At 66.2% G+C, this 12155-nt stretch carries 11 protein-coding genes; 7 read left to right on the top strand and 4 right to left on the bottom strand.

All coding sequences use genetic code 11. The annotated features are described in order from the left end of the window. Positions 1–3 precede the first annotated feature (3 nt). Positions 4–423 carry a hypothetical protein gene (locus tag AC3A3Q_RS00790; RefSeq protein ID WP_487584453.1) on the bottom strand — a complete coding sequence of 140 codons (420 nt, stop codon included), beginning with the start codon at positions 421–423 and terminating at the stop codon, positions 4–6. Between the two features lie 198 nt (positions 424–621). Between AC3A3Q_RS00790 and AC3A3Q_RS00785 the strand changes: the two genes are divergently transcribed. The 6 genes from AC3A3Q_RS00785 to AC3A3Q_RS00760 all read left to right on the top strand — a co-directional run bounded on the left by AC3A3Q_RS00785 (position 622) and on the right by AC3A3Q_RS00760 (position 5644). Continuing rightward, entirely contained in the window at positions 622–1203 is a 582-nt protein-coding gene (locus tag AC3A3Q_RS00785) for a glutathione peroxidase (protein WP_487584452.1), read from the top strand. Between the two features lie 176 nt (positions 1204–1379). After that, entirely contained in the window at positions 1380–2315 is a 936-nt protein-coding gene (locus AC3A3Q_RS00780) for an FKBP-type peptidyl-prolyl cis-trans isomerase N-terminal domain-containing protein (RefSeq protein WP_487584451.1), read from the top strand. 151 nt (positions 2316–2466) lie between these two features. After that, entirely contained in the window at positions 2467–3249 is a 783-nt protein-coding gene (locus AC3A3Q_RS00775) for an FKBP-type peptidyl-prolyl cis-trans isomerase (protein WP_487584450.1), read from the top strand. A gap of 78 nt (positions 3250–3327) precedes the next feature. Continuing rightward, positions 3328–4683 carry a UDP-glucose dehydrogenase family protein gene (locus AC3A3Q_RS00770; RefSeq protein ID WP_487584449.1) on the top strand — a complete coding sequence of 452 codons (1356 nt, stop codon included), beginning with the start codon at positions 3328–3330 and terminating at the stop codon, positions 4681–4683. A 1-nt stretch (position 4684) separates the two neighbouring features. Beyond that, the gene (locus tag AC3A3Q_RS00765) at positions 4685–4921 is read left to right on the top strand and encodes a SlyX family protein (RefSeq protein WP_487584448.1); all 237 of its coding nucleotides are present in this window, start codon (positions 4685–4687) and stop codon (positions 4919–4921) included. A gap of 9 nt (positions 4922–4930) precedes the next feature. Further along, on the top strand, positions 4931–5644 hold the full coding sequence (locus tag AC3A3Q_RS00760) for a DUF2058 family protein (protein ID WP_487584447.1): 714 nt from the start codon (positions 4931–4933) through the stop codon (positions 5642–5644). A gap of 170 nt (positions 5645–5814) precedes the next feature. Here the strand turns inward: AC3A3Q_RS00760 and metH are convergent, their stop codons facing one another. The 3 genes from metH to AC3A3Q_RS00745 are packed head-to-tail and all read right to left on the bottom strand — an operon-like array spanning position 5815 to position 10614. After that, a complete protein-coding gene (gene metH, locus AC3A3Q_RS00755; RefSeq protein WP_487584446.1) occupies positions 5815–8502 on the bottom strand; it encodes a methionine synthase in 2688 nt (895 codons plus the stop codon). Further along, entirely contained in the window at positions 8499–9626 is a 1128-nt protein-coding gene (locus AC3A3Q_RS00750; RefSeq protein ID WP_487584445.1) for a homocysteine S-methyltransferase family protein, read from the bottom strand. Before AC3A3Q_RS00750 ends, metH begins: the two co-directional genes overlap by 4 nt. A 1-nt stretch (position 9627) precedes the next feature. After that, on the bottom strand, positions 9628–10614 hold the full coding sequence (locus tag AC3A3Q_RS00745) for an ArsR/SmtB family transcription factor (protein ID WP_487584444.1): 987 nt from the start codon (positions 10612–10614) through the stop codon (positions 9628–9630). A 314-nt stretch (positions 10615–10928) separates the two neighbouring features. On the opposite strand from AC3A3Q_RS00745, the gene AC3A3Q_RS00740 reads away from it, so the two are divergent. After that, positions 10929–12089: an acyl-CoA dehydrogenase family protein gene (locus AC3A3Q_RS00740; protein ID WP_487584443.1), complete on the top strand. Its 1161-nt coding sequence runs from the start codon at positions 10929–10931 to the stop codon at positions 12087–12089. The last annotated feature ends 66 nt before the right edge of the window (positions 12090–12155 follow it).

The following is a 12155-nucleotide window of genomic DNA, read 5'->3' as shown; positions in this document are numbered from 1 at the left end:
GGTTCAGCCCCGCGGTGCGAATGAGAAATAAGGCATGACTAGGGTTTGCCGGCGATGCCGGGCGGCAGTCCTTGCCTGCTTCTTTTCGGTGTCGATGGTGGCGCTCTCGAAGGACCTGGAACTTGTCACCGCTTCGGCCAGGGCCGCGGCGGTTGCGATTTCAGCGGTCAGGGCGGCGGCATCGGCCAGGCTGTCGACCTGGTCGGCGCGACGCTCGATGCTGCGTGCGAGGGCCTCGACCTGCTCGCCATGGCTGGCGGTCGGATCGGAAGGCGTGAAGGTGAAGTCGACCGGACCCATGTGCATCGCGATCGGGCGGGCCTGCGGTTGCTGCGGCGCGGGGAGCGCCATCGCCAGGCACAGCGCCAGCGTCGAAGCCGAGGCGAGCAGGGCGAGGAAGGAGTTGTGGAGCCTGCGGTTCATGGTGGGCGTCCTGCTCTTTGGTCAACCGGTGTTGTAGGCAACTATAACACCTAAATACTTCCGGTCAAGTCCGGCCTACCCAACTGATGGCATAGGCCGATGAACGGGGTGGGAGGCGGTCCACCGGGCCCCGGCCGCGGGAACACTGGTCATAATCCCGGGCAGATCCCTCCAAACCGGCCCCAACACGCCATGCCCATGCCTGTTTCCCCTCGCTGCAAGCATCTGTTCGTGCCCCTGGGGCTGTCCTTGCTGCTGGTGTCGGCTTTCGCTTCGGCCGCTGGCGGCCTGCTCGATCGCAGCTACAGGCCATTGGCCGGCAAGGCGCCGGTCAACCTGGCCTCCACGTATGGCGGCGATGTGGTGCTGGTGGTCAATACCGCCAGCAAATGCGGCTACACGCCGCAGTTCGAAGCGCTCGAAGCGCTGCACGCACGCTACAAGGGCAGGGGATTTGCGGTGCTGGGCTTCCCCTCCGGCGACTTCAAGGCACAGGAATTCGAGGACGAGAAGCAGATCCAGGAGTTCTGCACGCTGACCTATGGCGTGAAGTTCCCGATGTTCCAGAAGGTGCACGTGGTCGGGGCGGACGCCACGCCGCTGTACCAGGACCTGAGCCGCGTCTCGGGCGAGGCGCCGAGGTGGAACTTCCACAAGTACCTGATCGGCCGCGATGGCCGCCTGATCGCCAGCTATGGCAGCAAGACCACGCCGGACGATCCGGCGGTGGTGGCCGCCATCGAACAGGCGCTCAAGGCACCGCGCGCGGCCACGAAGTAGACGCCGGAACAATCGGGCCGGGCAGCGGTCTCACCGTACTGCGCGCACGGTCATTGCCCATGCGATCCTGTGCCGCGACAATGCACCGCTTGCGTGGCGGTGGCGGCAGCTGACGCCGTCCAGACGCAATCTGGCCATTCAGGCCAACGACCATACCCATACGGAGCAGGTACCCGATGAAGGCTTTTGTGCGCGGCGCCGCCGTGTTGATCACCACTGCGGCCACGCTGATCGGCGCGGCAGCCTCTGCCCAGGACAAGACCGTGCTTACTACCGAACGCGACAAGGCCAGCTACATGGTCGGCAGCGATATCGCCCAGTCCATCGCCCCGGTGGCGCCGGACATCGACCTGGCCGCTTTCGAGCGCGCCATCAAGAACGCATTCGACGGCGGCAAGCCGCTGATCACCGAGGATGAGGCGCAGGTCGTCGGTCCGGCGCTGATGCAGCGCATCGCCTCGCGCCAGGGCCAGGCTCCGGCCGGCGCCAAGGTGCCTGACGTCGCGAAGGACAAGGTCGCCTATCTGGTCGGCGCCGACGTCGGCCGCTCGCTGGCGCCGATCAAGGACGAGCTCGAGTTGCCGGTGGTCGTGCAGGCCATCCGCACCAGCTTCACCAAGGGCACGCCGCTGTTGAGCGAAGCCGAGCAGAGCGCAGTGCGCCAGTCCTTCCAGCAGAAGGTCCAGGCCAAGATGCAGGCACAGGCCTCGGCGCTGGGCGACAAGAACAAGGCCGACGGCGCTGCGTTCCTGGCCAAGAACAAGTCGGTCAAGGGCGTGTTCACGACCGGCTCGGGCCTGCAGTACATGATCCTGCGCCAGGGCTCGGGCGCGCGTCCGAAGTCGACCGACCAGGTCCGCGTGAACTACCACGGCACGCTGCTCGACGGCACCGTGTTCGACAGCTCCTACGATCGCGGCCAGCCGGCCGAGTTCGCGTTGAACCAGGTCATCGCCGGCTGGACCGAAGGCGTGGCGATGATGCCGGTCGGCAGCAAGTTCCGCTTCTGGATCCCGGGCGAGCTGGCCTATGGCCCCAAGGGCACGCCGGGCGGCCCGATCGGTCCGAACGCGACGCTGGTGTTCGACGTTGAATTGATGGCCATCCTCTGAAATTGAACGGTACGTCTACCGTTCAGTTCGCTGCTGGCAGTTTGTGAGGCCTTGAAGGCGGCGTGGCGATGCCACGCTGCCGAAGCCAAAACCCGAAATCGACACCGATCCGACCCTGATGTCGAAACCCCATTCCTGGAGCCTCCATCCGATGAAGTTTTCCCCGCGCCACACCGCTCTCGCCCTGGCCATCGCTTCGCTTGCGGCGCTGACCGCTGCCTGCAACAAGCCGGCCGACAAGGCCGCGGACGCCAAGCCCGACGCCGCAGCTGACGCCGGCAAGGCTGGTGACAAGGCGATCCCGGGCCTGCCGACCGAGAAGGAACAGGTCAGCTACATGATCGGCATGGACATGGCGCGTTCGCTGGAGCCGGTCAAGGATGAAATCGACCTGGATACGCTGAACAAGGCGCTCAAGAGTTCGCTCGCCGGCGGGAAGCTGCTGCTCGACGAGAAGCAGTCGGCGCAGATCCGCGAGACGTTCGCGCAGAAGGTGCAGGCCAAGCGCATCGCCAAGATGATGGCCGATGCCAAGAAGAACCTCGAGGACGGCGAGAAGTTCCTTGCCGAGAACGGCAAGAAGCCGGGCGTGATCACCACTGCCTCGGGCCTGCAGTACCAGGTCCTGACCGAAGGCAAGGGTCCCAAGCCCAGCGCCACCGACGCCGTCAGCGCGCACTACAAGGGCGCACTGCTCGACGGCAAGACCTTCGACAGCTCCTACGACCGCGGCGAGCCGGCGACCTTCGTGCTCGGCCAGCTGGTGCCGGGCTGGCAGGAAGGCATCGCGCTGATGCCGGTGGGCAGCAAGTACCGTTTCTGGATCCCGAGCAAGCTGGCCTACGGCGAGCAGGGCGCAGGCCCGATCGGCCCGAACCAGACCCTGGTGTTCGAAGTCGAGCTGCTCGACATCGTCAAGCCGGGCGGCAAGTGAGTTGACGGGTAACCATCCGGGCACAGGGAGCGAGGAACGCTCCCTGCTGCTGCAGATTCGTTCCTCGTTGGAGTAACTATGCGCGTCACCATCTTCGGAACCGGATACGTTGGCCTCGTCACCGGCACCTGCCTGGCCGACGTCGGCCACGACGTGATCTGCGTCGACATCGACCAGGCCAAGGTCGACGGGCTCAACCGCGGCGTGATCCCGATCTACGAGCCGGGGCTGGAGCCGATGGTCAAGGCCAACCACGCCGCCGGACGCCTGCGTTTCACCACCGACGCCGAAGCCGCGGTCGCCCATGGCGACGTGGTTTTCATCGCCGTGGGCACGCCGCCGGACGAGGACGGCAGCGCCGACCTCAAGTACGTGCTGGCGGTGGCGCGCACGATCGGCCGTCATCTCGAGCGGCAGGTGGTGGTGGTCAACAAGTCGACCGTGCCGGTCGGCACCGCCGACAAGGTGCGAGCGACGATCGCGGCCGAGCTGGCTTCCCGCGGCGCCGAGTTCGGTTTCGAAGTGGCCTCCAATCCCGAATTCCTCAAGGAAGGCGATGCGGTCAACGACTGCATGCGTCCGGACCGGATCGTGATCGGTGCAAGCAGTGCGGCGGCCGTGGACAAGCTCAAGCGCCTGTACGCGCCGTTCAACCGCAACCACGAGCGCATCGTGGTGATGGACGTGCGTTCGGCGGAGCTGACCAAGTACGCCGCCAACGCGATGCTGGCGACCAAGATCAGCTTCATGAACGAGATCGCCAACATCGCCGAGAAGGTCGGCGCCGACGTGGAGATGGTGCGCCAGGGCATCGGTTCGGACCCGCGCATCGGCTGGCACTTCATCTACCCCGGCGCCGGTTACGGCGGCTCGTGCTTCCCCAAGGACGTGCAGGCATTGGCGAAGACGGCACAGCAGCACGGCTATGACGCACAGCTGCTGGGCGCGGTCGAGTCGGTCAACGACCGCCAGAAGGAACATCTGTTCGAACTGATCGGTCGTCACTACGACAGCGCGGCCGATGACGGCGCGCTTGCAGGCAAGACGTTCGCGGTGTGGGGCCTGGCGTTCAAGCCCAACACCGACGACATGCGCGAGGCTTCGAGCCGCCGGCTGTTGCAGTTGCTGTGGGATGCCGGCGCCAAGGTGCGTGCCTACGATCCGGAAGCGACCGAAGAGGCGCAGCGGATCTTTGGTGAGCGCGACGACCTGGTGTTGTGCGACTCGGCGCGCGCCACGCTGGCCGATGCCGACGCACTGGTGGTGGTGACCGAGTGGAAGCAGTTCCGCAGCCCGGATTTCCAGCGGCTGGGCCAGTCGCTTGCAGACCGCGTGATCTTCGATGGGCGCAACCTCTACCACCCCGACGAAGTCGAGGCGGCAGGATTGGCTTACTACGGCATCGGGCGTGGTCGCTCGATCCTGATCGACTGACATGCCCAATCAAAGCGAACTCGAACAGCGCCTGGTCGACCTGGAGATGCGCGTTGCATTCCAGGAGCAGGCGTTGACCGAACTGAGCGATGCGCTGGCAGGCGCGCGCGAGGAAGAGGGTCGCAATGCCCTGTTGCTGCATCGCGTGCTTGAGGAGCTCAAGCAGATGCGCATGGCGATGTCGACCAACCCGATCACCGGCGACGCTTCGCAAGAACCGCCCCCGCCGCACTACTGATACGACGCAATGAGCAATAGTCTTCGCGACCAATTGATGGGGCTTGGCTTCACGCCGGCGCCGAAACCCGAGCGTCCCGAGCGTCCGGCGCACGGCAAGGCCGATGGCAGGCCGGGCTCGCGCGGCCCGGGCAAGCCGCACGGCGGCAAGCCAGGCGGGCATGCGGCCGGCGCCAACAAGGGTGGCGAACAGCGCAAGGGTGATCAGCGCAGGGGCGATGCGCGCAGGGGCGATGCCCCCCGCGGCGATGCACGCAAGCAGGGCGGCCCGCGTCCGGGTGGCAAGCCGCAATCACGCGAGGACATCGACCTGGCCAAGGCCTATGCCATCCGCGCCCAGCGCGAGAAGGACGAGCGCATTGCGGCCGAAGCGGCCAAGCAGGAAGAAGCACGCCTGCGGCGCGAAGCGCGCGCCCGATTGACCGAGCTGGTCAAGGACAAGGCGCTCAACGATCCGGCAGCGGAGATCGCACGCCACTTCCCGTATGGCGGCAAGATCAAGCGTGTCTACGTCAACGAGGCCCAGCTCAAGGCGCTCAACGCAGGCGAGCTGGGCGTGCTGCAGATGGACGGTCGCTACGTGCTGGTCAGCGCTGAAGTGCTGGCCCAGGCCGAAGTGATTTTCGCCGCCGCGATCGCGCTGAAGGTTGATCCGAATGCGCCGGCCGGCGACGACCCGTACGCCGACCCGCAGTACCAGGTGCCCGACGACCTGGTCTGGTAGTGATCACCGTCGTCCCGGCGAACGCCGGGACCCAGGCCGACAACGCATCCGCCGCATCACCGTCGTCCCGGCGAATGCCGGGACCCATCCTGCTCTTCGCTGGCCCGGGCAAATGCCAAAGGCCAATGGATCCCGGCTTTCGCCGGGATGACCTTCTCTGGAGGGGATGACTACTCCGGGTCGTAATCCAGGTTCGAGGCCAGCCAACGCTCGGCCTGCGCCAGGCTGACGCCCTTGCGACGGGCGTAATCCTCGACCTGTTCCTTCGACACCCGTCCGACCACGAAGTACTGGCTGTCGGGGTGGCTGAAGTAGTAGCCCGACACGGCCGCGGCGGGATACATGGCGAAGCTCTCGGTCAGCTGCAACCCGGCATTGCCGGGGGCGTCGAGCATCGCGAACAGCGTCGCCTTCTCGCTGTGCTCCGGGCACGCGGGGTAGCCGGGGGCGGGTCGGATGCCGCGATAGGCCTCGTGGATCAGCGCATCGTTGTCCAGCACTTCTTCGGTGGCGAAGCCCCAGAACTCCTTGCGCACCCGCTCGTGCAGGCGTTCGGCGAGCGCTTCGGCGAAGCGGTCGGCCAGCGCCTTGAGCAGGATCGCGTTGTAGTCGTCGTGGTCGGCCTCGAAGCGGGCGACGTGCTCCTCGATCCCCAGCCCGGCGGTGACGGCGAAGCCGCCGATCCAGTCCTGCCGGCCCGAATCCTGCGGCGCGATGAAATCGGCGAGGCAGAAGTCCGGGCGCTCGACCGGCTTGTCGACCTGCTGGCGCAGGAAGTGCAGCGTGGTCGGCGTGGAACCGGTGTCGACGACGACGTCGTCACCGACACTGTTGGCCGGCCACAGCGCGAACACGGCCTTGGCCTTGAGCCACTTCTCGTCGACGATGCGCTTGAGCATCGCCTTGGCATCGCCGAACAATTCGCGCGCCTGCGCACCGACGATCTCGTCATCGAGGATCGCCGGATACTTGCCGGCCAGTTCCCAGGTATTGAAGAACGGCGTCCAGTCGATGTAGTCGACCAGTTCCGCCAGCGGGTAGTCGTCGAACACGTGCAGTCCGGGCTGCTTCGGTGTCGGCGGAACGTAGTCCTGCCAGCGGCCATCGAAGCGCTGCCCGCGTGCCTTCGCCAGCGGCACCAGGCGCTTGCCGTCGCCGCGGTGCTTGTGGCGTTCTCGGATCTCGGCATAGTCGGCGTCGTTGGCGGCTACGAAGCCCACGCGCAGGTCGGGACTGATCAGCGACTGCGCCACGCCGACGGCGCGCGATGCGTCCTTCACCCAGACCGTGGGCGACTTGTAGTGCGGGTCGATCTTGAGCGCCGTGTGCGCGCGTGAGGTGGTCGCGCCACCGATCAGCAGCGGCATGTGGAAGCCCTGGCGCTGCATCTCGCGGGCGACGTGGCTCATCTCCTCCAGCGATGGCGTGATCAGTCCGGACAGGCCGATCAGGTCGGCGTTCTCGGCGCGTGCGCGGTCGAGGATGGTCTGTGCCGGCACCATCACGCCCAGGTCGACCACTTCGAAGTTGTTGCAGGCCAGGACCACGCCGACGATGTTCTTGCCGATGTCGTGGACGTCGCCCTTGACCGTGGCCATGACGATCTTGCCATTGGACTTGCCGACGTCACCGGTGCGCAGCTTCTCGGCTTCGATGTAGGGCAGCAGGTAGGCCACGGCCTTCTTCATCACGCGCGCGGACTTCACCACCTGCGGCAGGAACATCTTGCCGGCGCCGAACAGGTCGCCGACCACGTTCATGCCGTCCATCAACGGTCCCTCGATCACGTCGAGCGGGCGCGTGGACAGGGCGCGTGCTTCCTCGGTGTCGGTCTCGATGTACTGGTCGATGCCGTGCACCAGCGAGTGGCTCAGGCGCGCGCGCACGGGTTTCTCTCGCCACGCCAGGTCCTCGACCCGCTTCTCGCCCTTCTTGCCCTTGTAGCGGTCGGCGATCTCGAGCAGGCGCTCGGTGCCGTCGCTACGGCGATTGAGCACCACGTCCTCGACGCGTTCGCGCAGGTCGGCATCGAGGTCGTCGTAGAGGGGCAGGGCGCCGGCGTTGACGATGCCCATGTCCATGCCGGCGCGGATCGCGTGGTACAGGAACACCACGTGGATGGCCTGGCGCACCGGCTCGTTGCCGCGGAAGGAGAAGCTGACGTTGGAGACGCCGCCGGAGATGTGGCTGAACGGGAAACGCCGCTTCAGTTCGCGCGTGGCTTCAATGAAGGCCACGGCGTAATCGTTGTGCTCGTCGATGCCGGTGGCGATGGCGAACACGTTGGGGTCGAAGATGATGTCTTCCGGCGGGAAGCCGATCTCCTCGGTCAGCAGCCGGTAGGCGCGCGAGCAGATGTCGACCTTGCGCGCGATCGTGTCGGCCTGGCCGGTCTCGTCGAAGGCCATCACCACCACGGCGGCGCCATAGCGACGCACCAGTCGCGCCTGGCGCAGGAACTCTGCTTCGCCTTCCTTCATGGAGATCGAGTTGACGATGCCCTTGCCCTGCAGGCACTTCAGTCCGGCCTCGATGACGCTGAACTTGGAGCTGTCGACCATCACCGGCACGCGCGCGATGTCGGGCTCGGCGGCCATCAGGTTGAGGAAGTCGACCATGGCCCGCTCGGAGTCGAGCATGCCTTCGTCCATGTTGACGTCGATGACCTGGGCGCCGTTCTCGACCTGCTGGCGGGCGACCACGACCGCTTCGTCCAGGCGGCCTTCCAGGATCAGCTTCTTGAACTGCGCGGAGCCGGTGACGTTGGTGCGTTCGCCGACGTTGATGAAGTTGCTTTCGGGGGTGATCTGCAACGGCTCAAGGCCGCTGAGCCGGGTCTGGCGCGGCAGTGCGCTCATGCAGCCAGTTCCTTGTCGGTGTCAACGGCGTCGGCACGCACCAGCGCGGGCAGGACCCGCGGCGGATACGCCGAAACGGCTTCGGCGATCGCGGCGATGTGCTCCGGCGTGGTGCCGCAGCAGCCGCCGACCAGGTTCAGCAGGCCGGCCTGGGCGAACTCGCCGAGCACGGCGGCCATGTCTTCCGGCGTTTCGTCGTAACCGCCGAAGGCGTTGGGAAGGCCCGCGTTCGGGTGGGTGCTGACGTTGGCGTCGGCGACCTGGGAAAGCACGTCCACGTGCACCCGAAGGTCCTTTGCCCCGAGCGCACAGTTGAGTCCGATCGCCATCGGCTGCGAATGCCGCAGCGAGTACCAGAACGCCTCGGCGGTCTGCCCCGACAGGGTGCGGCCGGAGGCATCGGTGATCGTGCCGGAGATCATCACCGGCAAGCGCGCACCGCGGCCATCGAAGGCTTCCTCGATCGCGAACAGCGCGGCCTTGGCATTGAGCGTGTCGAACACCGTCTCGACCATCAGCACGTCGGCGCCACCGTCGATGAGACCGTCGGCGGCTTCGCGGTACGCCACGCGCAGTTCGTCGAAGGTGATCGCGCGGAAGCCGGGACGGTTCACATCGGGGCTGAGCGAGGCGGTGCGGCTGGTCGGCCCGAGCACGCCGATGACGAAGCGCGGGTGATCGGGGTTGGCAGCTTCGGCCGCATCGCAGGCGGCACGGGCCAGGCGCGCGCCGGCTTCGTTGAGTTCGCGCGCCAGGTGTTCCAGCCCGTAGTCGGCCAGCGACACGGTGGTGGAGTTGAAGGTGTTGGTCTCGATCAGGTCGGCACCGGCATCCAGGTACTGCGAATGGATGCTGCGGATGATGTCCGGCTGGGTGAGCGTGAGCAGGTCGTTGTTGCCACGCTGGTCGCGCGCGCAGCCGCAACCATCGCCGTGCACGTGCTCCGACAGGGCGTATGCGCGGTCGTAGCCGTGGGCGAAGCGCTCGCCACGATAGGCCGCTTCGTCCAGTTCATGGCGCTGGATCATCGTGCCCATGGCGCCGTCGATGATGAGGATGCGTTCTGCCAGCCGCTGCTGCAGCGCCTGCGCGCGGGTGGGGTTGAGCCAGGGGAGCGTGCTCATTTCAGGATTTCCTGCTTGCCTTTCTTGCTGCGGATTTGGGTTCTGGTGCGGCGGCGCCGGCCGGCTTGCGCGCGATCAGGGCGATCACCTCGAAATGGGGTGGGCGCCGTTCACGGGTAACGGTTTCGCAGCTGCTGATCTCGAAGCCGGCCTTGCCCACGAACTTCGACAGGTCTTTCTCGCTGAAGCCGAGATTGACGTGGCCATAGGCGCCGACCACGCCACGGTGTTCATGCCGTGCCAGGCTGGTGAGCAGCAACCGGCCGCCCGGACGCAGCACGCGCGCGGCCTCGGCCACCGCCTGCGCCGGATGCTCGGCATAGGTCAGCGCGTGCATCAGCACGACCAGGTCGAAATGGGCGTCGGCGAAGGGCAGGGCGTGCATGTCGCCTTCACGGACTTCCACGTTCTTCAGCTTGCGCAAGCGCTCGGACGCTGCCAGCACGACCTTGGTGCTGGAATCCAGGCACACGTAGCGGTGCGAGTGCGGCGCCAGCAGTTCGGCCAGCACGCCGTCGCCAGAGGCGATATCGAGCACGTCGCCGGGTTCGAGCAGCGGCAGGGCGGAGCGGGCGAGCGCCTCCCAGGTGCGGCCGGGCGAGTAATGGCGCTCCATGTCGCCGGCCACCGAGTCGGCCCAGTTCTGTTCGGTCGCTCGCGCGGCCAACACATTGCCCACGCGTTCGGCATCCTGGCGCAGCAGCGGATCGTCGCTGCCTTCACGCAGCGTTTGCCACAGTGACTTCTGCGCCGAATCCAGCGAGGCGTCGTCGAAGCGGTAGTAGGCCGACACGCCGGAGCGGCGATCGCGCACCAGCCCGGCCTCCTTGAGCTTGGCCAGGTGGGTTGAAACGCGTGGCTGGGCGAGGCGGGTAATGGCCGACAACTCGGCGACCGTCAGCTCCTCGCGCTCCAGCAGTGCCAGCAGACGCACGCGGGTGGCATCGGCGAACACCTTCAGTCGCAGCGACCAGCCTTCAAGATCCATGATGTATCAACCTATCGCGATATAGCGATAAGTGTCGCCCGCAAGGCCCCAAGGGTCAAGCACGCCAATGGTCGTCATCCCGGCGAATGCCGGGACCCAGGCCGGTAACCCATCGGATCGCGCTTGATGCTTCGGCCTCTGGATCCCGGCGTTAGCCGGGATGACGGCGCGGGGCGGTTTCCGCCGCAGGCGGAAAAGGGCGGGTATGGCGCTGCGCAACAACCTCGGGGCCTGCGTTTCCTGCACGAGACAGCTACAATTCTCCGCCTGTAGCAATGAAACATCCCCATACTTGACGCCCCGAGGTATCCGACGTGGATTTTCGCTTCACTGAAGAGCAGTTGATGATCCAGGATGTGGCCCGCCGCATCGCCCAGGAAAAGATTGCTCCCAGCGCAGAGCACCACGACCAGACCGGCGAGTTCCCGCTGGCCAACATCCGCACCCTCGGCGAAAACGGCCTGATGGGCATCGAGGTGCCGGCCGAGTACGGCGGCGCCGGAATGGACCCGATCAGCTACGTGCTGGCGATGATCGAGATCGCTGCCGGCGACGCGGCCCACTCGACGATTGTCTCCGTCAACAACTCGCTGTTCTGCAACGGCATCCTCAAGTTCGGTACCGAAGAGCAGAAGCAGCTGTACGTGCGCGCCATTGCCGAAGGCCGCGAGATCGGCGCCTTCGCGCTGACCGAGCCGCAGTCGGGTTCCGATGCCACCGCGATGCGCTGCAAGGCCACCAAGCAGGCCGACGGCACCTTCGTCATCAACGGCAAGAAGAGCTGGATCACCTCCGGTCCGGTCGCCAAGTACATCGTGCTGTTCGCGATGACCGAGCCGGACAAGGGAGCGCGTGGCATCACCGCCTTCATGATCGACACCGCCAAGCCCGGCTTCCTGCGCGGCAAGACCGAGCCCAAGCTGGGCATCCGCGCTTCGGCCACGTGCGAGATCGAGTTCGAAAACTACGTCGCACAGGCCGAAGACGTGCTCGGTGACGAAGGCCATGGCTTCAAGATCGCCATGAGCGTGCTCGACGCCGGTCGCATCGGCATTGCCAGCCAGGCCATCGGCATCGCCCGTGCCGCCTACGAGAAGACCCTGGAGTATGTGCGCGAGCGCAAGGCGTTCGGCGCCCCGATCGGCACCTTCCAGATGACCCAGGCCAAGATCGCCGACATGAAGTGCAAGCTCGACGCGGCCACGCTGCTGACGCTGCGCGCGGCATGGCAGAAGGGCCAGCACGAGCAGGGCGGCGCACGCTTCAGCAACGAGGCGGCGATCGCCAAGCTCACCGCTTCGGAAGCGGCGATGTGGATCACCCACCAGGCCGTGCAGATCCACGGCGGCATGGGCTATTCCAAGGAGATGCCGCTGGAGCGGTACTTCCGCGATGCCAAGATCACCGAGATCTACGAAGGCACCAGCGAGATCCAGCGCCTGGTGATCGCCCGCAACGAGACCGGCCTGCGCTGAGGCCGGCCGTAGCAATCGGCCACGAGCGATGCATCCTGTATGTGTCGCGCGAGTTGTAGTGATCCA

It is taken from the genome of Lysobacter sp. Soil_C_59 (assembly GCF_057656415.1).
Note: the sequence above shows the minus strand (reverse complement) of the source record. Positions and strands in the feature narration are given on the sequence as shown.